Source organism: Bacillus sp. MUM 13 (assembly GCF_001866725.1).
In the GTDB taxonomy this organism is placed as follows: Bacteria; Bacillota; Bacilli; order Bacillales; family DSM-1321; genus Peribacillus.
Map to the genome: position 1 here is coordinate 60,734 of NZ_MLYQ01000009.1, position 21,804 is coordinate 82,537.

The 21,804-nt window shown below is 44.0% G+C and carries 25 protein-coding genes and 1 other annotated feature; of the genes, 3 read left to right on the forward strand and 22 right to left on the reverse strand.

Annotated features, from left to right (window positions below):
• Nucleotide 1 precedes the first annotated feature (1 nt).
• The 4 genes from rplU to BIV59_RS03495 form a co-directional block, all read right to left on the reverse strand.
• A complete protein-coding gene (gene rplU / locus BIV59_RS03480) occupies nucleotides 2-310 on the reverse strand; it encodes a 50S ribosomal protein L21 (protein ID WP_071350056.1) in 309 nt (102 codons plus the stop codon).
• Nucleotides 311-323: 13 nt separating this feature from the next.
• Nucleotides 324-406, reverse strand: a sequence feature (ribosomal protein L21 leader region).
• 47 nt (nucleotides 407-453) lie between these two features.
• Complete coding sequence (locus tag BIV59_RS03485; RefSeq protein WP_071350057.1) at nucleotides 454-1,938, reverse strand: Rne/Rng family ribonuclease; 1,485 nt, start codon at nucleotides 1,936-1,938, stop codon at nucleotides 454-456.
• A 60-nt stretch (nucleotides 1,939-1,998) separates the two neighbouring features.
• Nucleotides 1,999-2,865 carry a M50 family metallopeptidase gene (locus BIV59_RS03490; RefSeq protein WP_071350058.1) on the reverse strand — a complete coding sequence of 289 codons (867 nt, stop codon included), beginning with the start codon at nucleotides 2,863-2,865 and terminating at the stop codon, nucleotides 1,999-2,001.
• The gene (locus BIV59_RS03495) at nucleotides 2,858-3,625 is read right to left on the reverse strand and encodes a M23 family metallopeptidase (protein ID WP_071350059.1); all 768 of its coding nucleotides are present in this window, start codon (nucleotides 3,623-3,625) and stop codon (nucleotides 2,858-2,860) included. The genes BIV59_RS03490 and BIV59_RS03495 overlap by 8 nt, the downstream gene beginning before the upstream one ends.
• Before the next feature lie 168 nt (nucleotides 3,626-3,793).
• Here BIV59_RS03495 and BIV59_RS03500 point away from each other — a divergent pair, with 168 nt between their 5' ends.
• The 3 genes from BIV59_RS03500 to BIV59_RS03510 all read left to right on the forward strand — a co-directional run bounded on the left by BIV59_RS03500 (nucleotide 3,794) and on the right by BIV59_RS03510 (nucleotide 4,642).
• Nucleotides 3,794-4,000: a hypothetical protein gene (locus BIV59_RS03500; RefSeq protein WP_139194297.1), complete on the forward strand. Its 207-nt coding sequence runs from the start codon at nucleotides 3,794-3,796 to the stop codon at nucleotides 3,998-4,000.
• A 169-nt stretch (nucleotides 4,001-4,169) separates the two neighbouring features.
• Nucleotides 4,170-4,322 (forward strand): hypothetical protein, encoded by a 153-nt coding sequence (locus BIV59_RS23495; RefSeq protein ID WP_170846074.1) that lies wholly within the window; start codon nucleotides 4,170-4,172, stop codon nucleotides 4,320-4,322.
• A 74-nt stretch (nucleotides 4,323-4,396) separates the two neighbouring features.
• Nucleotides 4,397-4,642 carry a hypothetical protein gene (locus tag BIV59_RS03510; RefSeq protein ID WP_071350062.1) on the forward strand — a complete coding sequence of 82 codons (246 nt, stop codon included), beginning with the start codon at nucleotides 4,397-4,399 and terminating at the stop codon, nucleotides 4,640-4,642.
• A 366-nt stretch (nucleotides 4,643-5,008) separates the two neighbouring features.
• On the opposite strand, the gene minD is transcribed toward BIV59_RS03510, so the two are convergent.
• The 18 genes from minD to BIV59_RS03605 form a co-directional block, all read right to left on the reverse strand.
• The gene (gene minD, locus BIV59_RS03520) at nucleotides 5,009-5,812 is read right to left on the reverse strand and encodes a septum site-determining protein MinD (protein WP_071350064.1); all 804 of its coding nucleotides are present in this window, start codon (nucleotides 5,810-5,812) and stop codon (nucleotides 5,009-5,011) included.
• A 2-nt stretch (nucleotides 5,813-5,814) separates the two neighbouring features.
• Entirely contained in the window at nucleotides 5,815-6,498 is a 684-nt protein-coding gene (gene minC, locus BIV59_RS03525) for a septum site-determining protein MinC (RefSeq protein WP_071350065.1), read from the reverse strand.
• 119 nt (nucleotides 6,499-6,617) lie between these two features.
• A complete protein-coding gene (mreD, locus tag BIV59_RS03530) occupies nucleotides 6,618-7,136 on the reverse strand; it encodes a rod shape-determining protein MreD (protein ID WP_071350066.1) in 519 nt (172 codons plus the stop codon).
• Nucleotides 7,137-7,982, reverse strand: a complete 846-nt coding sequence (gene mreC, locus BIV59_RS03535; RefSeq protein WP_071350067.1) for a rod shape-determining protein MreC — start codon at nucleotides 7,980-7,982, stop codon at nucleotides 7,137-7,139.
• A 170-nt stretch (nucleotides 7,983-8,152) separates the two neighbouring features.
• Nucleotides 8,153-9,178: a rod shape-determining protein gene (locus BIV59_RS03540; RefSeq protein ID WP_071350068.1), complete on the reverse strand. Its 1,026-nt coding sequence runs from the start codon at nucleotides 9,176-9,178 to the stop codon at nucleotides 8,153-8,155.
• 147 nt (nucleotides 9,179-9,325) lie between these two features.
• A complete protein-coding gene (gene radC, locus BIV59_RS03545) occupies nucleotides 9,326-10,009 on the reverse strand; it encodes a RadC family protein (RefSeq protein ID WP_071350069.1) in 684 nt (227 codons plus the stop codon).
• A 61-nt stretch (nucleotides 10,010-10,070) separates the two neighbouring features.
• Nucleotides 10,071-10,643: a Maf family protein gene (locus BIV59_RS03550; RefSeq protein WP_071350070.1), complete on the reverse strand. Its 573-nt coding sequence runs from the start codon at nucleotides 10,641-10,643 to the stop codon at nucleotides 10,071-10,073.
• Nucleotides 10,644-10,890: 247 nt separating this feature from the next.
• Complete coding sequence (locus tag BIV59_RS03555) at nucleotides 10,891-11,865, reverse strand: SPOR domain-containing protein (protein WP_071350071.1); 975 nt, start codon at nucleotides 11,863-11,865, stop codon at nucleotides 10,891-10,893.
• A 105-nt stretch (nucleotides 11,866-11,970) separates the two neighbouring features.
• A complete protein-coding gene (locus BIV59_RS03560) occupies nucleotides 11,971-12,441 on the reverse strand; it encodes a prepilin-type N-terminal cleavage/methylation domain-containing protein (protein WP_071350072.1) in 471 nt (156 codons plus the stop codon).
• Nucleotides 12,438-13,301, reverse strand: coding sequence for a hypothetical protein (locus tag BIV59_RS03565; protein WP_071350073.1), 864 nt, complete (start codon nucleotides 13,299-13,301; stop codon nucleotides 12,438-12,440). Before BIV59_RS03565 ends, BIV59_RS03560 begins: the two co-directional genes overlap by 4 nt.
• Nucleotides 13,298-13,969 (reverse strand): hypothetical protein, encoded by a 672-nt coding sequence (locus BIV59_RS03570; RefSeq protein ID WP_071350074.1) that lies wholly within the window; start codon nucleotides 13,967-13,969, stop codon nucleotides 13,298-13,300. Before BIV59_RS03570 ends, BIV59_RS03565 begins: the two co-directional genes overlap by 4 nt.
• Nucleotides 13,969-14,967 (reverse strand): type IV pilus biogenesis protein PilM, encoded by a 999-nt coding sequence (pilM, locus tag BIV59_RS03575; RefSeq protein ID WP_071350075.1) that lies wholly within the window; start codon nucleotides 14,965-14,967, stop codon nucleotides 13,969-13,971. Before pilM ends, BIV59_RS03570 begins: the two co-directional genes overlap by 1 nt.
• 24 nt (nucleotides 14,968-14,991) lie before the next feature.
• The gene (locus tag BIV59_RS03580; RefSeq protein ID WP_071350076.1) at nucleotides 14,992-15,750 is read right to left on the reverse strand and encodes a prepilin peptidase; all 759 of its coding nucleotides are present in this window, start codon (nucleotides 15,748-15,750) and stop codon (nucleotides 14,992-14,994) included.
• Between the two features lie 72 nt (nucleotides 15,751-15,822).
• On the reverse strand, nucleotides 15,823-16,266 hold the full coding sequence (locus BIV59_RS03585) for a prepilin-type N-terminal cleavage/methylation domain-containing protein (RefSeq protein WP_071350077.1): 444 nt from the start codon (nucleotides 16,264-16,266) through the stop codon (nucleotides 15,823-15,825).
• Between the two features lie 107 nt (nucleotides 16,267-16,373).
• The gene (locus BIV59_RS03590) at nucleotides 16,374-17,582 is read right to left on the reverse strand and encodes a type II secretion system F family protein (protein ID WP_071350078.1); all 1,209 of its coding nucleotides are present in this window, start codon (nucleotides 17,580-17,582) and stop codon (nucleotides 16,374-16,376) included.
• On the reverse strand, nucleotides 17,583-18,623 hold the full coding sequence (locus BIV59_RS03595; RefSeq protein WP_071350079.1) for a type IV pilus twitching motility protein PilT: 1,041 nt from the start codon (nucleotides 18,621-18,623) through the stop codon (nucleotides 17,583-17,585).
• Between the two features lie 9 nt (nucleotides 18,624-18,632).
• Nucleotides 18,633-20,294 carry a GspE/PulE family protein gene (locus BIV59_RS03600; RefSeq protein WP_071350080.1) on the reverse strand — a complete coding sequence of 554 codons (1,662 nt, stop codon included), beginning with the start codon at nucleotides 20,292-20,294 and terminating at the stop codon, nucleotides 18,633-18,635.
• Nucleotides 20,291-21,796 carry a G5 domain-containing protein gene (locus BIV59_RS03605; RefSeq protein WP_071350081.1) on the reverse strand — a complete coding sequence of 502 codons (1,506 nt, stop codon included), beginning with the start codon at nucleotides 21,794-21,796 and terminating at the stop codon, nucleotides 20,291-20,293. The genes BIV59_RS03600 and BIV59_RS03605 overlap by 4 nt, the downstream gene beginning before the upstream one ends.
• Between the last annotated feature and the right edge of the window lie 8 nt (nucleotides 21,797-21,804).

Below are 21,804 nucleotides of genomic sequence, written 5' to 3' on the forward strand. Positions count from 1 at the left end.
CTTATGCATTGATTGCATCAATAACAACCTTTGTGTATGGCTGACGATGACCTTGTTTTTTACGGTTGTTTTTCTTCGCTTTGTATTTGAAAACGATGATTTTCTTTTGGCGACCGTGTTTTTCAACTTTGCCAGTTACAGTAGCTCCTGCCACTAATGGAGAACCTACCTTCACGTCTTCACCGCCTACGAATAAAACCTTGTCAAATGTAACAGTTTCGCCTGCTTCAACGTCTAATTTTTCAATGTAAACTGTTTCGCCAGCTGCTACTTTAATTTGTTTACCGCCAGTTTCGATAATTGCGTACATACCTGCACCTCCTTATATAACTCAGACTCGCCAATCACAGGCGTTCTGCATTGCTGCAAAAACTTATCAACCTGATCTGTGCGGTTGTAGCACGGGTGCTACAAACATAACATTAAAATCCTATCATATATTCAAGGTTTATGTCAATAGCTTTTGTGCATTGCTTCTTGTAATTCTTTCGTGCTCCCGAATCGTTTTATATGATAATGATTTTGTACACCTTCAGCAATGGAAAACAGCAGTTTTTTGCCGATGGCCCCTTCCAAAACGTCCCTGTGCGCTTCCCGTTCCCCGAGAAGCGCCTCTGAAACTGCGCTATCCGCTTCAATCCAGACTGCTTCTTCATCACGCTTACGATGCTCAAACAGCTCCCGCTCAAGGCGGAAGGCTGCCGTTTCAGCACTGTCGACTTTGCCAGTGCCGGCGCAAACGGGGCATGGTGACTGTGTTTTCTCTATCAATGAAGGTGATGTCCTCTTTCGGGTAAGCTGAAGAATGCCAAGCTCAGTAAAGCCAATGACCTGAACACGCCTTTCATCTTTTGCTGCTGCTTCCTTTACAGCACCGGCAACCAGCGCCCGATTTTTATGATCCTTCATATTAATGAAGTCAATGAGAATAATCCCGCCGATATTCCGGAGCCGGAGCTGGCGGGCAATTTCCTTAGCCGCACTCATGTTTGTTTCGAAAATCGTCTGTTCCTTTTCGCCTTTCCCGGTGTTTTTCCCGCTATTCACATCAATGACAGTAAACGCCTCTGTTTCTTCAAAAATAAGTGAGCCTCCGTTATCGAGCCATACCATTTTTTTCAGTGCCTTTTCCGCCTGCGCTTCAATGCCATGCTGTGAAAAGATATTCTTTGTCCCTGTTTCATAGAATAGTTTCCACTGGCTTCCCTGCGTCTTCATCCAGCTTTCAATCGCTTTATATCCTTCAAAGTCATCGATAGCAATTTCACCGGGCACAAGGGAGGAAAGCTCACTCTCAACATTTTCAAGAAATGTGTCATGACGGTGTATCAGCCCAGGTGATTTCGCCGAGTCTGCACGCTTTGTGAGCTCCTGGAATTTTCCGCGGAGTGATCCGAGCAAAATCTTGAACACTTCCTCCGTTTGATTTTCCATCGAGGTCCTGATGATCAGCCCTTCATGCTTTTCTTTCCATGCCAAGGCCGTTTCCCGCCAATGAAGCTGCTTTTGATGGTCGGTGAATTTTTTTGAAACCCCGACATAATCAATGCCATGCATATATACAAGAGAGTCTGCAGAAAGCTCAATCAATGCTGTCAATTTCGCACCCTTCAGCCCGGTTTCATCACGGGTCACCTGCACCATAAGTCTTTCTCCCTGTGTGATGTAGCGGCTGATTGACCCGTCCGCTTCTCCCGCTCTTTTGGCAGCCTGGTAGGAGGGCAGGTCATCACGATGGAGAAAACCATTTCTCTCTCCGCCAAAATCAATGAAAGCCGCTTCCATTCCGGGAAGGATTTTCACAGCTTTGCCTGCATACACATTGCCGACGAGACTTGCCTGGTGCGGGGGGAATATTTCAAGCTTAACCAGCTTTTCATCCTCCACAACACCATATCTTTTTTCCCTTGATAACATATTCACAATTACTTTTTTCATAAAAAAAATCCCTTCTCCAAAACCGCTGCATCCAGCTCATTTGAAGAAAGAATATCATAATTAATAGGAATATAACAGTTCGCCAATTTTTACATTGGTCATTTTATCGGTAAAATACGCATGCAGGATTTCATTTTCATCAAGAGAACCGCTTTCCCGGCCATTTTTAGTGATGATGATCGGGTGTTTGCAGCCTCTCTGGAATTTTTCCAGCACCTTATAAATGGCCTCATTTTCGTCCACAATAATCGGCTTCAGCATATCAGGCTTGCCGCCTCTTCCGTAATACCGCTCAAGGAGAAACCTGATGAAGGCATAATAGCGCTGCTTCCACTCCATCATAAGCGAAAAAACGAGAAACGCAGCAATAATCCATACATTTAAGCTGAATGGCTGGATCAAGGTGACCAGCAGCACGGAAAAAGCTGAAAACGCCGCTGAAAAAATCAATGTAAAGCGATGGGCGTCAAGAAAGGATCTGTAGAGAGATACACCCATGAACAGCAGCTTTCCCCCATCAAGCGGCCAGACTGGCAGCAGATTAAACACCATGAGCGATAGATTCATATAAAAAAACTGCTGATACGTTTCGTATGATAAAAATGATGCCCGATACAGCAAAAACGAGGCACCCGCAAGCCACAGATGCTGAACAGGCCCTGAGAGCGTCACAATCAGGTCCTCCTTCAGTGTCTTGTTTCCGTGCTCCTCCGTTTCAAGTACCCCGCCAAAAGGAAGAAGCTTGATGGACTTGATCCGCCAATTAAAATGAGCAGCGGCGATCCCATGTCCCAGTTCATGAATGAAAACAATCATAAACAGCATGATGACTGATGTAAAATGAGCAGTCAGGACACTAATGCCCATAACAATCCATAGGGTAGGATGGACGTTGATTTTAAAAAGCAGCTTCAAGTATTCATTCAAAGGTTATCACCTTTTTAGGATCGATGAAGGCATCGTTTTTTCGTATAGCTAAATAGTAGGTTCCCTTTGAACCATCCTCTGTAGGTGAAACCTGTCCAATTTCTTTTCCTTTTTTAACCGCATCATAGACTTTCACCTGTATATTCTCAAGCCCCCCATACCAGGATTCACTTTTATCGCTGTGCTGAATGATCACTGTTTTGCCCAAATTCGCTTTTTCCCCGGCAAATGTGACGGTACCTTCTTTTATTGCCTCAACCTCTGAATCCTTACCGGTTTCAAGCATGATGCCTTCACCGTTTGTCTGGAAGCTTTCTGTGATTTTCCCCGTAACCGGAAGCGCCTCTTCCCTGCTTACAATCGTCTTTTTATCACCTGCAGCATCCTCCTTAGGCAAAAAGGCGATCGGTTTTCCGAATTTATCTTCATACCAGGAGGAAATCGCCGCAAACTGCAAATCATGGTTCATTGTTTCCTTCACATAGCTGCGGGCCGAATCAAGCTTGGACGATGGATGCTTGTACATGACAGCAATAAGCAGAAACAGCACAGCAGCCCCAAGTATCTTAAAAAAGAAAATCTCTTTCTTAAATAGTGGATGATCTTTCTCCGGATCTGAGCCATCATAGGCAGCCACTCGTTCAAATCCATGCATTTCCTCCTGGTGATCAAAAGACTGCCAAATCCCATCCGCTTTCGCTTCACTCATTTTCCTTCGTTTCGCAATCCGTTCCTGGATTTCCCTTCTTCGGTCCTTCATCCCGGCAGCTCCCCCCTGCTTAGTTCAAGCTCTTTATCTCCATGTTATGAGTCCCTTGTCCAAACTATGACGGAGGTTTTCGTAAACTTTGCTGCTTTGGAACGCAGGAGTCACGCAACTTACGCTCAAAGAGTCAAAGAAATAAAGGCTAAAGAGTATTTCGCTCGAATGAAGCAGCATTTCGCTCTAATCGAGGTGGATTTCGCTCGAATGGAGGGCGATTTGGCTCAAATCAGGGCTAAATTGAACCAATTATCCATTTTATTGGAAAATATCCAGGTAGAAACCCTGCATTTGCAGCTATTTATCAAGAATAGCTCCACTGATCATGAGGGTTTTGCCAAAAAAGTGTATCAAATGTTTGGTATTTTTTAATTATGAGTCTAATTTCTTACAAAATTTAAGATCCATGCGAGTCCTTTTCAGAAAAACCCAGTGGAATAGTGAGCTTGATAAAGTCTCTGCGTTGCTCTCAGCGACACTCGCTCGAATGAAGCAGGATTTGGCTCTAATCAGCGGGGATTTCGCTCGAATGGAGGGCGATTTGGCTCTAATCAGGGCAAAATTGAACCAATTATCCATTTTATTGGAAAATATCCAGGTGGAAATCCTGCATTTGCAGCTATTTATCAAGAATAGCTCCACTGATCATGAGGGTTTTGCCAAAAAAGCGTATCAAATATCTGGTATGTATTAATTATGAATCTATTTTCTTACAAAATTTAAGATCTAAGCGAGTCCTTTTCAGAAAAACCCAGTGGAATAGGCAGCTTGCTGAAACTTGTTCTGCTCTCAGCGACACTCGCTCGAATGAAGGGTGATTTGGCTCTAATCGGGGTGGATTTCGCTCGAATGGAGGGTGAATTGGCTCTAATCAGGGCTAATTTGAACCAATTATCCATTTTATTGGAAAATATTCAGATAGAAACCCTGCATTTGCAGCTATTTATCAAGGATAGCTCCACTGATCATGAGGGTTTTGCCAAAAAAGCGTATCAAATGTTTGTTATGTATTAATTATGAATCTATTTTCTTACAAAATTTAAAATCCATGCGAGTCCCTTTCAGAAAAACCCAGTGGAACAGTGAGCTTGATAAAGTCTGCATTGCTCTCAGCGACACTCGCTCGAATGAAGCGGAATTTCGCTCTAATCGGCGTGGATTTCGCTCGAATGGAGGGTGATTTGGCTCTAATCAGGGCTAAATTGAACCAATTATCCATTTTATTGGAAAATATTCAGATAGAAACCTTGCATTTGCAGCTATTTATCAAGGATAGCTCCCCTGATCATCAGTGTTTTGCCAAAAAAGCGTATCAAATGTTTGGTTTTGTTATAAATTCAAGCAAAAAAAGAGCGCGGAATACAATTCCCGCACTCTTTACTATCTTCCGACAAATATTTTCTTGATTTTTGCCATGAATCCTTTTGGTTCGGATTCAAGGGGGTTCAATGGCACAGATTCACCCAGGATTCTTCTTGCAATATTGCGGTAGGCGATTGATGCACGGTTATTCGGGTCAAGTGCAATCGGCTCTCCCTCATTGGATGCTTTGATCACCTGGTCATCATCCACCACGATTCCGATCAAGTCGATGGATAGGTGTGTCGTGATTTCATCTATATCAAGCATTTCACCGTTTTTCAGCATATGGCTGCGGATCCGGTTGATTACAAGTTTTGGCGCCTCGATGGTTTCTTCCTTTTCCAAGAGGCCGATGATTCTGTCTGCATCACGCACTGCAGAGGTTTCCGGCGTTGTAACCACAATGGCCCGGTCAGCACCTGCAATGGCATTCTTAAAGCCCTGTTCAATTCCAGCAGGGCAGTCGATGACAATGTAATCATAATCCTGCTTCAGCTCTGTAACAAGCGTTTTCATTTGCTCAGGGCTGACGGCGGACTTATCGCTCGTTTGGGCAGCCGGCAAAAGATACAGCAAATCGTCAAAGCGTTTATCTTTTACAAGCGCCTGATGAATTTTGCAGCGGCCTTCCACTACATCAACCAAATCATAAATGATCCGGTTTTCAAGGCCCATGACAACATCCAAATTGCGCAGGCCGATGTCAGTGTCAATCAGGCACACCTTTTTGCCAAGCAGAGCCAGCGAGGTTCCTAAATTGGCGGATGTTGTCGTTTTTCCTACTCCGCCCTTGCCGGATGTAATAACTATAGCCTCTCCCACAATTAGAGTCCCCCTTCAAAACTATCTAAATTAGGTCTATGTTTCTTTAAGACTTGCAGTTTATCTACAATAATGTGTCCGTCATCATCAATGAATGCACATTCCATGGCATGGCCGTCCTCCGTATACTGGTCCGGGCCGCGGTTCACGGAGCTGCCGATTCTCAGCTGTGCCGGCTTCATGACAGAGGCCGTCACCACTGCTTCACTGTTGCCATTGCACCCGGCGTGAGCAATGCCTTTTAATGTGCCCATTATATAGATGTTTCCCCCGGCCGCAACCGTTCCTCCAGGATTCACATCACCGACAAGCAATAAATCTCCAGTGACTTTAAGAACCTGTCCGGACCGGACCATCCTGACGATCGTCACGATCTGGTTTTCTTCTTTCCACTGTGATGCCTCGGCCTTTGTCATGACATTGGAGACAATTTCGTCCACTACAAGCTTCTTTTTTTTGCGTATCAGGTCTTTTATTTCTTCTTGCTGTATTTCAGTTAAATAGCGATTGCCTGTGTGTACTTTCACGGCAATTAACGGGTCGTTTTCCTGGAACTGGTAATTAGCAGAAATCTTTGTTTCAAGCTCTTTCAATAACTCAGAAAAGGAGCATGAATCATCGAGATGCAGCGTGAGCCCGTCCTTTGTGCCTTTTATCATAACATTTTGCGGTATTCTTTTATTCATGACGCCTGTTTCACCTCAATGAAGTATAATTCGACATGCCCGGATAAATTTCCTTTTTCTAAGTATATTGAAAATTACAAGACCCAAGCCCTGCTTAAGCAGCAGGGAGGAACTGGGACCTACTCTATTTCTTCGTCCAGCTTCAGCTTTTCAACCATCGCTTTAAGCGGCAGTGAGAAGATGATCAGGAAAATCAGATTGAGCAGCAAAGTCGGCCATAATCTGACAGAAACAAATTCGCTGAAGCCCATTTTTGTAAAATGAATCAAAAAGTTAATTTCATAATCGACAAATTCCAGTACTGCCACTGAAAAAATCGTCACAAAAATAGTAATGAACAAATTCGCCTGAAGCACCTTCATCGCCTTGCTGATCAGGTAAGCGAGAGCAGGGAGCGTATACATATAAACTCCCAATATCTCAGTATACACCACATCATAGGCAAGTCCCATGAAAAATGCGTAAATCATGCCCGTTCTTCTTGAACCGTAAATGGTCAGGAAAGCGATGAAAATCAAGATAAAACGGGGAACGAAAATTTTTTCGCTCCCAAAAACATGTCCGGCAAACAAATTGGCCAGCAAACTCTCAAATATAAAAAAAACCAGGGCTGCAAGGGGAAGGATAAAACGTTTCACTTATTCAGCCCCCCGCACATCTCTTTTTAAAACCATGACATTATTAATATCATAAAAGTCCGTTGAAGGCTCGATATATGCAGTCTGGTTCAATCCATATTGGTCGATCTTTACATCGACGACTTTCCCGATCAGCTGGCCGCTCGGGAACACACCGCCAAATCCGGATGTGATAACATTCGAATTCTTCTTGATTTTCTTATCATATGGTATCCGCTTCATGAGAAGCAGATCGCGTTTATTATCATAGCCTTCTATTACGCCATAGGCATCTTTGTCCCCCTGGACAATGGCAGATATCCTGTTTTCGGGATCAATGGATGTCAAAAGCTGGACCGATGAAGTAAAATTATTGGCACTTTTCACTTTACCGATAAGCCCCTCAGCTGTTACGACCGCCATATCCTTCTCGACACCCTGCAGCTTTCCTTGATTGATCGTGATCATTTCATGCCAGCGTGACGGATTGCGGCCAATGACAGTCGCCTGGATAGGAGAAAATTTCCGAAGATCATCTTCTTTCCCGATAATCTTGCGAAGGTCCTTATTTTCTTTTTCAAGCGCCTGGACCTCTGTTTTGATTTGCACATATTCGTCCAGACGTGATTTAAGCCTTTTGTTTTCGTCATATGTATGCTGAAGATCGCTGACATTTGAGAATAATCCGGAAACCGCTGATACAGGTTTATCGAAAATATTTTCAAAGAATCCTGATGTATCCTTTAAAAATTGTTCCGGCCAGGTTAATTTGCTTCTTTCTCTTAACGAAAAGCCAATCAATGCCACGAGAATGATGATGCTTACAAGTAATAAAATGAGCCTTTTATTAAAGAAAAATTGTGGCATGGAAAATTTGCACCTCTATCATTTTTCCGACTTTGCCCGTGAGCCAGCCTGCATTTTTTGATAGAAATTAAAAAAACAGACAGCAGGGCAGCGTTCGTTTTTTCACAGGAAAATAAGCAATGCCAGCACAAGTCTGACATCACTGATTCCTTATTTATCAAGATTCAGGCTCAATATCTGCTTGAATCTTTTGATTTTGTTTTAAATAAATGAATATGATCAAGGGCTTTTCCTGTTCCAATTGCCACACAGTCAAGCGGATTTTCTGCGATAAGTACGGGCATTTTTGTTTCTTCACTAATGACTCTATCCAAATTGCGAAGAAGAGCTCCTCCGCCAGTCAGGACGATGCCGCGGTCCATAATATCAGCCGCAAGCTCAGGCGGTGTTTTCTCCAGTGTGTTTTTCACAGAATCCACGATAGCGTACACTGTATCGCGAAGTGCAGAAGAAATTTCCTTAGCCGTAATTTCAATCGTTTTCGGAAGTCCCGTCAAAAGATCGCGACCGCGGATTTCCATGTTATCAATTCCGTCTATTTCACCTGCAGAACCGATTTCCATCTTAATATTTTCTGCTGTGCGGTCTCCGATCATCAAGTTATAATTTTTGCGGATATAACTGATAATCGCATCATCCATTTCGTTCCCTGCAATGCGGATGGACTGGCTTGTCACGATGCCGCCAAGTGAAATGATGGCAACCTCTGTCGTTCCGCCGCCGATATCCACTACCATGCTGCCTGTAGGCTCCCAAACGGGAAGGTTAGCACCGATTGCAGCTGCAAATGGCTCTTCAATCGGGTAGGCATCACGTGCGCCTGCCTGTCTTGTTGCGTCGATGACTGCACGCTGCTCAACCGCTGTAATACCTGAAGGAACGCAGACCATGACATATGGCTTGCTGCCGAATACGCCTTTTTTCTGTGCTTCATTAATATAGTACTTCATCATAGTAGCTGTTGTTTCATAATCAGCAATAACGCCGTCCTTCATCGGGCGAAGGGCAACAACATTTCCGGGAGTACGTCCGATCATATTTTTCGCATCATTTCCGACAGCGACGATTTGCTTTGTATCTGTCTGCAAAGCCACGACGGAAGGTTCTCTTACAACAATGCCTTTACCTTTTACATAAACCAGCGTATTAGCTGTTCCTAAGTCGATTCCAAGATCTCTTGCACCAATTCCAAACATTGAAGTATCTCCCTTTCGTAAAACAATATACTTTTTTATAGTAAGATTATAGTTAACATTATTAATGGAAATAGTCTCTCTAAAACAAGAATTTCCTGCAAAAATCACAAACCATATTATAGCCTATACTGGAGGATTTTGATAGTGTCATAAATAACCTTTTTCCTTTAAACTCACAAATTTCTGTTCTCCGATAATAATATGGTCCAGGATGTCGATCCCCATGATTTTCCCGCATTCAGACAATCTTTTTGTTACCTCAATATCTTCCCTGCTGGGAGCGGGGTCACCTGAAGGGTGGTTATGGAGACAAATGATAGAGGCCGCCGAACGGCGGAAGGCTTCCTTGAATACCTCGCGCGGATGTACGATAGAGGCATTGAGGCTGCCAATGAAAACGGTTTGCTTATGGAGGACTTGATTTTTCGTATTCAGATACAGGCAAACGAAGTGCTCCTGAGAAAGGAAACGCATTTCGTCCATACAGTAATTTGCACAGTCTTCCGGTGTGCGGATGACATAGCGGTCATGGTAGTTCAGCGAGCTAATTCTCCGGCCAAGCTCTACCGATGCAAGAATCTGAATGGCCTTTGCCGCCCCGATTCCCTTAATAGCCGTGATTTCTTCGATGGAAGCATCCTTTAAAAGCCTCAGTCCTTCAAAGGTGCTGATCAGCTTATTGGAAAGCTGCAGGACAGATTGATCCCTTGTCCCTGTTCTCAGCAAAAGAGCCAGCAGTTCCTGATTGGACAGGCTTCTTGGCCCTTCCTGCAAAAAGCGTTCACGCGGCCTTTCGTCTTTCGGAAAATCTTTGATCAGCATTTTAGTCATAGCAATCCTGTCCTTCCTTTCTATTATGAGGGAAGATTGTCAGGAAATCGAAAAAAATGTTCTATGATGTCGATTTTTTTTGAAAGGCTTTTAATTCTCTCGCCAGCCTTGAAACAGGCAATCCTACGACTGTGAAATAATCACCGTGTATTTCTTTAACCAGCAGAGAGCCAAATCCTTGGATCCCATAGCTGCCTGCCTTATCAAAAGGTTCTCCGCTGTCCAGATAATTTTCAATTTCATCATCTGACAGTTCCCAAAAAACGACTTCTGTGCTTTCTGAAAATACTGTGCTGCGAGCTCCATGCATGATGGCGACACCGGTATGCACGGTATGTGTGCAGCCGGACAAGCTTTGAAGCATACGCTTTGCGTCTTCTCGCCCGGACGGTTTCCCGAGAATTTCGCCATTAAGGGAAACAACCGTATCAGAACCGATGATGCAATGATCATGATAATCCCCTGATATCTCGGCTGCCTTGCGATACGCCAGATCTTTCACAGCTTCAGCAGCTGAAGTTCCTGGCTCGATGGTTTCATCAATGTTAGAAGGTACACTTTGAAATGGAATCTGAAGAAAGTTGAGAAGTTCTTTTCGACGCGGTGATGATGAAGCTAAAATTACATCTTTCATGGTGTTCACCTTACCTTACAAAAGCATATTTAGGGAGATACATTTCCTATCGTATCAAATTCTTCATCATCTAACAATCTCTGACAAAAAAGAATTCTAAACGATAAGAATTCTTTGCCGGCACAATTTGCTGCCAAACAAGTTTCCCCCGTTTAGAATTCACCCGAATATACTTCTTTAGTCTAAAACAGCAGAAGTTTTGAACACACATTGTTATATTTCCCGGAAAATAAGCATATCCCGACATTTAGCTTCCAGATATTTTTTGATACCCGGCTAAAAACGACAGCAATTTCCCCTGTGCCTGAAGAAGCTGGGCGGTTTGCCTGGAGGTTTCATATTGCTTCAGCAGTTCAGCAGCTGATAACACATCACTCTTCATTTCGTCTGTTGCCGGATTCTTTGCCAGATTTTTGACGGCTGCGGTTTTCTTTGCCCATGTTTCACTGTTTGCTGCCGACTTATCTCCAATCAGATTTTTGGAAGAAGAGCCAGACAGAAGATGATAGAGTGAAACCATCTCTTTCAGACTGGCTGCAGATGTACTGTCCATTTTTTTAGACCCCTGCTTGATGTCTACTTCCTTCCAGAATACATCAGCACCGTAGCTTTTTAAGAATAAAGCAAGCTGCTTGCTTTCATCAAGGCTTTCTGCCGTTCCAAGAAAAAGATAATAGCTGTCCTTCCTTTTGAATATTTCTGATGGAATCTGTTTTTGGGCTACCCTTTGCTGAATGCCCTTTGCAGCTGCCTCACTTGAAAAAATCCCTCCCTGCACCAAATACGCCTTTAATTCAGGCAGAGCAGCGCTTGCTTTCCCGCTGACAGGAACGGCAGTACCCTGAATGGCCGGCTGTATGCTTTTGGCACCCTGATTTGCAGTAATCATTTTCAATACGATAAAACCAAGCAGCGAGCCGCAGAGTACTGCACAAATAATAGAAACCAGCGGGGCTTTAATCATAAAGCTTCTTTTAGTCTTTCCCCCGGATTTATTATGATGGGAAAGGATCAGCGCTTTTCCTTCCATCGTTTTTCCCGTAGTGATTTCATCATGATTTTCATAATCCTCAGGCAGGATCCATTCAAAGCTGTCCTCCGTTTTTTCCGCTGCCGCCGCAATTTCAGGACCGGGAAGATCGGACTCTCTATGGATGAATGATTTTTCTTTTCCGTTTATTTTTATCGTAATGCCTTTTCGCCTTTCATCAGTCTTGTCCATCTCTATCATCCCCCCTTCGCGTTCGTTTTTTCCATCCTATCATAGAGGCAAAAAAAAATAACAAGACTTTTGTCGTCTTGTTATCATTAGCGTTCGTCATATTTTTCAGGGGTTTTCTGTCACATCATCTGCGGACAGTCCAAGAAAGGGCAGCGCCTCTTTTGATGTGCTGCCTTTTTTGCCGCACAGCTGCCGCTTTTCGCCAAGAAGGCAAACCGCTTTAGCCTTTGAATCTTCTACAGCAATAAAAGAAAGATTGGTGTCAGCATCCCAAAGACCGCCTGTATCAGGATCGCGGATTTCATCCAGATAATCATGCTCTACCAGCTCTTTATAGGTGATTTTTTCAGGGATTGTTTCTTCTTGCATAACTTTATCCTTCAAATAAAACCCTGCAGCTTCTTTTGCAGATTGTGCATTTGAAACAAAGGCATTCTTTTTTGAATGCTGTATGATCCCCGCAATCAAAGGAACAGCAATTGCCGCTATGATTCCAAGAATTACGACGACAGCCAGCAGTTCAATCAGTGTAAGCCCCTTCTCATCCGGCATACTGTTTTTTACCGGATGTATCATGGCTGATTACCGGCAGAACTGCTGGATGCTTCAGTACCCTCAGCAGCAGAGTCAGGGAAATCATTGAAAGGATTGGCCTTTTCGCTAGGCGGCGGTGATTCCATCTTCGGAGACTGATCTTGAAGATCCTTTAGGCCTGGAGAGTAATAGGCAGAAACAGTCAGTTCATAAACAATCGGCGCAGCTGCCTGGGTGACAGAAGAAATTTCCTCTGAACCTGTAAACTTAAGATTTTCTATCCTTACTATTCTCTCCATCGATTCTAATGAAGCCAAAAATCGCTCCATACCAAAATAATCGGGAGACTGAGCCTTGATTACGACCGTTATTTTCTGGACGCCAGACGGAAGAATCTCGGTATCTGATCCCGTACTTGTACTTCCCGGCTGGGCAGTGGCCGTGTTAGCGGAATTGCTGGTGGCGGCTGCATTTTTATTTTCTGATGAACTTGCTGCATCGCTGACAGCCTTTTCCTGCTGCTGAGATTGTGAAGGCGGTGCCTGAACTGCAGCTGTGCCAGATGGATCGGCTTCATCCTTAAATTCCATATCCGTAATGAAGCTTTTGGAAACCACCTCTGCTTTTTCAAAATCCAGCATCAGCTGCTGAACAGAGGCTTTTACCGGTAGACGTTTTTGCAGCTCAGTGGTGGCTGCAAATGCTTCTTTTTTGGTTTGCACAGAATTCGTGCCCATCATTTCGAGCATCTTTTGCTGCGAAGTCAATTCATTTTGTGCAAGCTTTGTTTTTGCATCCAAAGGATAGATCCTCCAGAAATACAATCCCACAAGCAGAAGAGAGCCGGCTAAAATGGCTGCAAACAGCATAAATCCCTGTTTTTTGTTTAAACGAAGATTCACTTTGCAGCCCCTCCTTCATCACACACGCTTTCCGTTTCCTGAGATACCTCTTTTTTTGCATATTCTGTATCCAGTTTAACTTCATAAACAACCAAATAACGCGGCAGGAAAGGGACATTCTCCATTGTTTGATCTTTCGCCGTTCCATCAGAATTCGTTTCATTGCTGACAGTGGTTTTTTCATCCTCTGGATTTTCAACTTTTAATGATTTCATTTTTGCTTCTGACAGCATCTTTAACTTTGTCAGGTCGTTCAGATAATACGCCGCATCACTTGATGTATCGAATTGAACCGTAACCAAGATGGTTCCATCTTCTGTATAAGCAAACTCACGGAAAAATCCCCGTTCTGGAAGCTTGGAAATCAGCTTCTTAATCACGGGCACTGTTTTCACAGGGTATGTTTCTGCCCAGTCCACCATGTTTTTCAATTGCGATGCTGAATTTGCATCCTGGATCGTGATGGCCCTTTGCTGCTCTGCGGCTATCGTTTCCTTTGTTTTTTGAGTTTGGCTTTGGATGCTGTTCAAATTCTGCTCCTTCGCCTGGTGCTGAAAGTAAAAAACAGTGCTGCCGATGGCCAGAAGAACAACAAATACAATGATGATCAATAAAAAGGCGAGACTTTTTGTTTCTCTTTTAGGAAGCAGGTTAATTTCTGCGAGCATCATCTCACCCCTTTAAGAGCGAGCCCTGCGGCCGCATAGTAGGAAGGAGCCAAAAGCCCGTTTTGTTCCGGATCATTTAACTCTCTTGAAAGCTTGATGACGGATGCTGCCACACGATTTTCAAGCCTAGAAATAATGTCATCAAGATACGGATGGTCACCGCAGATTACAATTTCTGAAATATCCTCTTGTGCTTCATTTAAAGAGTATTTATAAAAATCCAGCACTCTTTCAATCTCTGTAAAAGAATCTTCAAAGGTTTGAAAGTACTGTTCTTTTTGTCCCCCATATACAAGCTCGGCATTTCCGAGGCGCGACATGCCTTGTTCCCAGTCATCTATATCTCCAGAGACCGGAATATGCCGCATAAAAATCGGCTTGTCATCAGCAAAAATGCTTGCATTCACCGTCAGCAAGTCAAACTGAAGCAGCATGACAGCCCCTTTTTTCGCGCGGGCACGATCATCAAGAAAGTAAAGCCGGTACAGTGCAAGTGCAGAGATGTCTGCAGCAATCGGCCTTAATTTACTTTCCTCAAGAAGTCCGCTGTATTCGGAAACAATTTCTTCGGGAGCTGCAAAAAGAAGAATCTCGCGTTTTTCTTCCGATTCTCCCAGCACGACTGCATCAAATACAGGGTCCTCAAACGGCAGGTGGATGCTTGTTCCAAGTTCAAGGTATAAATACCCTTCAATTTCATCATCTTTGATATCCTTTGGAATGGACAGCTTGCGGATTACAACAAAGGGGTCCGGAACTAAAAACCGGACCTCCCGCTTTGATAGCTTCCATTCATCCAGACATTGCTCCAGGATATTCTGCAATGTCCCATAATCCATGATTTTTCCATCTTTGATGATTCCTGAAGGCAAATAATGTTCTCCGCACGCTGAAACGACCGGAGGATTATTTTGTTTAAATTCAACAAAACGGATCGCATGGTCCTTTATAACAAGGTTGACGATCCGATTTTTACCGGTAAAAAAGGATAAAGGCATGCAGAATACTCCTTACTATCAAATTCATGATGAAGTTAAAAATTGCAGATACCAGCTCAAGATGGCATCTCCATAAAAATAAGCGGTAAGTGTTCCAAATACAATGAACGGGCCAAACGGGATCGGATTCTTCCGTTTAACCACACCCGTCAGCAAACCGGCGATGCCGATTATGGCTCCGTAAAAGGTGGAAAAGATAAAAGCGAGAAAAACAAGCTTCAGGCCAAGAATGAAGCCCAGCAGGCCAAACAGCTTGATATCGCCGCCACCCATTCCTCCCCTGCTGATAATTGCGATAAACAATAACAAACCAAATCCGCACACGGCACCAAGCAGCGGGTCCCACCACGGCTGCAGCGGAATGAATATGCGTATAAACAAAAAAACAACTGCAAAAAACAGCAGTATTTTATCAGGGATCAGCATATAGCGGATGTCACTTACAAAGATAATCATCAATAAAGAAATCAATGTCCAGGCTACAAATACTTCATATGTCCAGCCAAGCAATAACGGAGAAGCCGCAAACAGCAGTCCTGTCAGGAACTCGACAATCGGATAAAGCGGAGAAATGCGCGACTTGCAGCCGCGGCATCTTCCCCCCTGAATCACATATGAAAGCACTGGCACCAATTCTATTGGCGTAAGCGTCCTGCCGCAGATCGGGCAGGCAGAACGCCGGTTAGCAAACGGTCTCTTGACCGGCACGCTCAAGCCTACTACGTTGTAGAAGGAACCGAGGATTGTGCCGAGAATGAAACATGCTAGCAATAATAGAGTCATAGGTTATCCTTTAATTCCCTAGGGTTTTTAATGTTAGCTCTATTAATAAGGGCTTTATTTCCTTGTATCAATTTATTTAGAGGCATCTGTTACTTTGTTTCTTGTTATTTTTCCAGTTTGAGCATAGACCCCTCTTTTACTATTAGTTAAAGTGACCGTATAAGTATAGGCATTCGCACTTTTAGTAATTGCTACAAAAGATCCAGTTAGAGAATAAGTACCGCCATCTGGATCATCAATAGTATCGAGCAGGTTGTCATCGTACATATCTTTTAAAGTCAAGTTTTTCGATCCAGTAAAACCTTCATCAGTACTATGTGCAGAAACCCAGAGTTTAGCAGAGTTAATCATCTGCTGGGCATTTCCAGCGTGTGCATCCTTCTTAGAGTTATCAATCAAACCGCCGATGCTCGGAATGGCGATAGCTGCAATGATACCCAGGATTACAACAACAGCCAATAGCTCTATCAGCGTTAATCCCTTCTCGTTTTTAAGATGCTTTTTAATAAAATTCATACATAATTCCTCCTATTTTCCTATTATCCTACTTTTTTACTACTTATTTTACAATATACTATATTTTTCTAAAAAGAGATATCCATTTTTTGTAGGAAAATGTGCTTCTATTTTCCTACTTGATTATAGATTTCGAACATTGGAACCATGATGGAAATGACGATGGTTCCTACGATTCCGGCGAGCACGACAATCATGATGGGCTCAATCAATGATTTTAATTGGTCGGTGCTGTTTTCTACTTCTTTTTCATAAAAGTCGGCTACTTTTGATAGCATGGCATCAAGCGCACCGGTCTGTTCCCCAATGGCAATCATCTGTGTTACGAGGGGCGGAAAGGCCCAGTGATTTCTCATTGGATCTGTTAGGGATTGTCCCTTTTCAAGCGAATCGCGGGATTTTCGGATCACTCCGCCAATCACTTCGTTTTCCACCACCTGATCCACGATTGTCATGGCCTGAAGAATCGGCACAGAACTTGTGAACAGCGAGCTTAGTGTCCTTGTCATCCTGGCCAGCACGGCTTTTTGCATCATCTTGCCGAAGATTGGGATCCTTAAAAAGAAATAATCATAATAATACTTTGTTGTTTTATTCTTCTTAATATAAATGATCAAAATGGCCATCAGAACGAAAAATAAAATAATCAGGTACCACGCCTTCTGCATGAACGCACTGCTATTCAGCACAAACTGGGTAATCGCAGGCAGCTGCCCGCCAAAGTCCTTGAACATATCTGCAAATGTCGGCACAACTGATTTTAATAGAAAGATAACAACAAAAATCGCGATGAATGCCACAACAGTCGGATAGGCCATGGCTGACTGGATTTTCTGGCGTGTGCTATGCTGCTTTTCATAATGATCGGCCAGGCGCTCCAGTGTTTCATCCATGTTTCCGCCTGCTTCCCCTGCCCTCACCATATTGATGAACATGGCCGTGAAGATGTTTTTGTGTTTGGAAGCCGCCTGTGACAGAGGATTTCCATCTCTAAGCTCTTGTTCAATGCTTTGCAGGGCCTTTCTTAGGTGCTTGCTTTCCGTTTGGGAAGATAAGATATTAGTAGATTCCACTACGGAAACCCCTGCACGCAGCAAAGTGGCGAACTGGCGCAGGTATATGACGAAATGCTGCAGCTTTACAGGATTACCAATCGTAATTTCCCTTGTGAGGAAGGTTTCTGGAACAAGTGTCATCTCAACGACCCTGACTCCGTCATCCTTCAGCTTCCCGATAGCTTCTCGCTTCGACTGGGCTGTGATGATCCCTGATTTCTTGCCGCTTTTGTCGCGGCCTGTATATTTAAAGCGTGCCATTTACTCCACCTTATCCTGCAAAAATGAAAATGCACTTTCCTTTGAAATAACTCCTGCTGTCAAAAGCTCTTTGATATCACTATCCAATGTATGCATGCCCTGGGCCCGTGATGTTTGCATGATATTCACAATCTGATGGATTTTTTCGTTTCGGATCAGGTTGGCTACCGCTGAGTTGTTGACAAGTATTTCCGTCGCCGCTCTCCGTCCCTTTTTGTCCACTGTCGGGAACAGCCTCTGCGATACAATCGACACGAGCACGGAGGCAAGCTGAATCCTGACCTGCGCCTGCTGTGCAGGCTCGAAGACATCGATGATTCTGTCAATCGTTGATGGAGCGCTTGAGGTATGGAGTGTGCCGAAAACCAGGTGACCCGTTTCTGCTGCCGTAATGGCAGTATGAATCGTTTCAAGATCCCTCATTTCCCCGACTAAAATAACATCCGGATCCTGTCTCAGTGCCGACCGCAGCCCATTGGCGAAGTTATTCGTATCAAAGCCGACCTCACGCTGGTCAATGATGCAGTTTTGATGCTTGTGCAAATATTCAATAGGATCTTCAAGGGTAATAATATGCTTCCTCATTGTATGGTTCATATATTGAATCATGGAGGCAAGTGTTGTTGACTTCCCGCTTCCTGTAGGGCCAGTCACAAGCACAAGCCCTTGTGGCTTCTCGGTAATCTTTTTTAACGTATCCGGAAGCTTTAGCTCTTCAATGGTCGGTATCCTTGTCGGGACAATCCTGATCGCCATGGCAATGCAGGAGCGCTGAAAATAGGTGTTAATCCTGAACCTGGAGACACCGGGAATTCCATAGGAAAAATCCAGCTCCCCTTTTTCTTTTAACTGTTTCCACATATTCTCGGGAATGATGGACTTGGCCATTCCTTCCGTATCCTCTGGGCGCAGCTCTTCTTTGCCGTACTTCTTCAGCTCGCCATTCAAGCGCATGATGGGAGGCACACCGACGGTAATATGGATATCTGAAGCCTTTAATTCAAAGCCGGCTCGAAGCAAGTGATCAATCTTTGTATTCATCGGGCACCTCTATTCCAATGTGGCAACACGCAAAACTTCTTCTGTTGTCGTAAGGCCCTGTTTGACCTTGAGCAATCCATCATCAATCAGGAAAATCATTTTATTTTTTACGGCAAGCTCCCGAAGCCTTGTGAAGGATTCACCGTTCATGATTACCCTTCTCATTTCATCATTGATGACCAGAACCTCATGAAGCGCAATCCTGCCTTTGTATCCAGTCATGTTGCAGGAAGAACAGCCGGATCCTCGTGTGATTTGCTCGATTTTCAGGCCGCGCTTAGCGAATATCTCCACTTCGCGTTTTGACGCAGGAACACTTTTCCCGCAGTCTCTGCACACCCTTCGCACCAAACGCTGTGACACGATGCCGCTTAGCGAGGATGCGACCAGAAAAGGCTCCACTCCCATATCTGCAAGTCTCGTAATCGTGCTGAGTGAATCATTGGTATGGATTGTGCTCAGTACAAGGTGGCCTGTCAATGAAGCCCGTATCGCGACTTCCACCGTGTCTTTATCACGGATTTCCCCGACCATGATGATGTTGGGGTCCTGGCGGAGAATGGACCGGAGACCGGCAGAAAATGTCATGCCCACATTTGAATTCACCTGTATCTGGTTAATTCCTTCAAGCTGGTACTCTACAGGATCTTCGATGGTAATGATGTTCACTTCTTCGGTGTTCAGTTTGTTCAGAGCTGCATACAAGGTGGAGGATTTGCCCGATCCTGTAGGGCCGGTAATTAGCACGATTCCATTTGGCTGACTTATCATTCCTTCAAAACGCTGCAGATTCAGTCTGTTGAATCCGAGCTTTCCGATATCGTTTAAGGAGCTTCCAAGATCCAGGATTCGAAGAACCATTTTTTCTCCATAAACGGTTGGAAGGGATGAAACGCGCAAATCAATAGGATGAAACTCTAAATTGATCTTAATCCGCCCGTCCTGCGGAACACGGTGTTCTGTAATATCCAGATTGGCCATGATCTTAATCCTGGCAATCAGCACATTTTGCATGTTCTTCGGCAGTACTCTTTCTGTCCGCAGAACTCCGTCCACACGGTAACGGACTATCATCTTTGTTTCCTGCGGATCAATATGGATGTCACTTGCCTTCTGGGTAACGGCATTGGATAAAATCTGGTTAACGAGACGGACAACAGGAGAATCCTGTTCAGTTATCTGCTCTTCCTCGCCGCTATCTGAAGCGGTCAAGTCACCCATAAATTCTTCAAGGCCTTCGTCGCGGTCATAATATTTGGCTATTGTGCGCTGGATTTCATCTTTTGTCGCAATGGCCGTTTCAATTTGAAAGCCAGTGGACAGCCTGATGTCATCAATCGCATAAAAATCCATAGGATCTGCCATCGCAACAAACAGCTTATCGGCTTCACGCTTTAAGGGAATCAGCAGATTTCTTTTTGCAGTCTCCTTTGTAATCAGCGTGAACAGCTTGGTATCAAATGGATAGCGGTATAAACTGACATGCGGAATGCCAAGCTGGAATTCGAGAACCTCAATCAGCTGCTGCTCTGTTATAAACCCTTTTTGAAGAAGAACATCACCAAGGCGCTGGCCTTTTGCTTTATCTTTTAATGCCGACTGAAGCTGTTCCTCTGTGATGAGTCCTGCTTCAGCCAATAGATCTCCAAGGCGCTTTCGGGTTTGTGTCATTTTTCATCCCCGCTTTTTTCAGAGTCACGATTCAAGACATCTTCTTTTTTTCTCTCAGAATCCGAACTGCTGTCTGCAGGCGTTTTAGAGCTTGCTCCAGATCCTTTTGGCAAGCCATTGTTCCAGTTGTTTTTATTTATTCCCGCAGGGGGAATACCGGGATTCCAGGGATTCTGATTAGAAGAATCTGCTGGCGGAACACCATCCGTGCCCGTTTGAGGCACTGTATTTGGATCAGAGGGAACCATATTCGGATCTGCTGGCGGGTCGGTATTTGGATCTGCCGCAGGAATTGTTCCATCACCTGCTGCAGGTACTGTAGTCCCCCCATCGGCAGGGATCACTGCCGGCTCTGCAAGGGCTGATACCTCTACCCTTTGTACAGGCGGATAAAAATCATCCGAGATTTGCTCGGTTTTTACAAGCTTTCCTGTTTCATTGAATATCTTCCTGACAATTTTCACTTCCAGGCCGTCCTTGCCTTGTTCTCTCACTGTTCTCTCACCTGTGGACAGAAGCGCGCTGAATTGCTGTACTGTGCCTGGAGGGTATTTCATTTTATCAGTTTCCAGGATAGAGTACTTGTTCAAAAATGCCTGCCCTTTTAATGTAACGATTAATGTATGATTTTTAATCGAAAAATAGAGCGAGTAAGCTGTGTCATTCATGTTGGCCACGACTAAATCCATGTCATTTCCGTTATCTGCTCTTGCTTCATATCCGAGTGTTGCATATGAAGGCAGTTCTCTGCTGATATTGCGTTCAACAACAGCGAAGTTCGTCGGAAGAATAGCACGGTAAATTCCAGAAGCCACTCTGCTAAGCGCATCGCTGCTCAACTTCTCAGCTTTGGCATTCTTCAATGTGTTTAAAAGGGAAAATTGACTCTGGCCCTGTATGTCTGTTTTGCCAAGCCTTTTGACGATTTCTTTCAGCTCTTTTTCATCTTTTCCAGCCTTAATCTCCGCTTTTGTGATGACTTCATGCTCCTTTGAAGACCCTGAAACATAGTTTTCAAGATGAAAGGTATATTGCCCGCCCTCAAGCATAGCAGCACTGACTAAAAGATCCTGTGAAAGCTTGTCAAAGTCCAGCTTCTGGGAAGACAGGCTGATCGATGTGTCATATACGGCATCCTCGAGCTTGTTTTGATCCAGTTTCACTGCTGCAAGATTTTTCTGGCCGGATTTTAAATGGCCGATTGTGTCCTCATTTTGAAACTGAAACATTGAATTATCGATCTTCATATTTTTTTCTTTATAGGTAAAAGTAACGCGGTTTTCACTTGTCCATTTCTTAACTGCCTGTTCAAGCTGGAGTGCGCTTTGCTGTGATGTTTTTCCAGAAACATTTAAACTGCCGATCTTTGTCCCCTGCTCCCATACATCTCCCTGATGCACAAAACGGTCATACGCAAATGCGGCTAAATGGGAGAAACTGAAAATGTAGGCTGTTGATAAAATCAGCGTAAGAAATATTTTCACCATGGGCTGGTTTTTCACCTCTTGCC

Excerpts from the sequence above, each read along its gene's own strand:
- rplU (WP_071350056.1), bottom strand. The coding sequence starts at position 310 with ATGTACGCAATTATCGAAACTGGCGGTAAACAAATTAAAGTAGCAGCT.
- BIV59_RS03485 (WP_071350057.1), bottom strand. The coding sequence starts at position 1,938 with ATGAAAAAAGTAATTGTGAATATGTTATCAAGGGAAAAAAGATATGGT.
- BIV59_RS03495 (WP_071350059.1), bottom strand. The coding sequence starts at position 3,625 with ATGAAGGACCGAAGAAGGGAAATCCAGGAACGGATTGCGAAACGAAGG.
- BIV59_RS03500 (WP_139194297.1), top strand. The coding sequence starts at position 3,794 with ATGAAGCAGCATTTCGCTCTAATCGAGGTGGATTTCGCTCGAATGGAG.
- minC (WP_071350065.1), bottom strand. The coding sequence starts at position 6,498 with ATGAATAAAAGAATACCGCAAAATGTTATGATAAAAGGCACAAAGGAC.
- mreC (WP_071350067.1), bottom strand. The coding sequence starts at position 7,982 with ATGCCACAATTTTTCTTTAATAAAAGGCTCATTTTATTACTTGTAAGC.
- BIV59_RS03540 (WP_071350068.1), bottom strand. The coding sequence starts at position 9,178 with ATGTTTGGAATTGGTGCAAGAGATCTTGGAATCGACTTAGGAACAGCT.
- radC (WP_071350069.1), bottom strand. The coding sequence starts at position 10,009 with ATGACTAAAATGCTGATCAAAGATTTTCCGAAAGACGAAAGGCCGCGT.
- BIV59_RS03550 (WP_071350070.1), bottom strand. The coding sequence starts at position 10,643 with ATGAAAGATGTAATTTTAGCTTCATCATCACCGCGTCGAAAAGAACTT.
- BIV59_RS03555 (WP_071350071.1), bottom strand. The coding sequence starts at position 11,865 with ATGGACAAGACTGATGAAAGGCGAAAAGGCATTACGATAAAAATAAAC.
- BIV59_RS03560 (WP_071350072.1), bottom strand. The coding sequence starts at position 12,441 with ATGATACATCCGGTAAAAAACAGTATGCCGGATGAGAAGGGGCTTACA.
- BIV59_RS03570 (WP_071350074.1), bottom strand. The coding sequence starts at position 13,969 with ATGCTCGCAGAAATTAACCTGCTTCCTAAAAGAGAAACAAAAAGTCTC.
- pilM (WP_071350075.1), bottom strand. The coding sequence starts at position 14,967 with ATGCCTTTATCCTTTTTTACCGGTAAAAATCGGATCGTCAACCTTGTT.
- BIV59_RS03580 (WP_071350076.1), bottom strand. The coding sequence starts at position 15,750 with ATGACTCTATTATTGCTAGCATGTTTCATTCTCGGCACAATCCTCGGT.
- BIV59_RS03585 (WP_071350077.1), bottom strand. The coding sequence starts at position 16,266 with ATGAATTTTATTAAAAAGCATCTTAAAAACGAGAAGGGATTAACGCTG.
- BIV59_RS03590 (WP_071350078.1), bottom strand. The coding sequence starts at position 17,582 with ATGGCACGCTTTAAATATACAGGCCGCGACAAAAGCGGCAAGAAATCA.
- BIV59_RS03595 (WP_071350079.1), bottom strand. The coding sequence starts at position 18,623 with ATGAATACAAAGATTGATCACTTGCTTCGAGCCGGCTTTGAATTAAAG.
- BIV59_RS03600 (WP_071350080.1), bottom strand. The coding sequence starts at position 20,294 with ATGACACAAACCCGAAAGCGCCTTGGAGATCTATTGGCTGAAGCAGGA.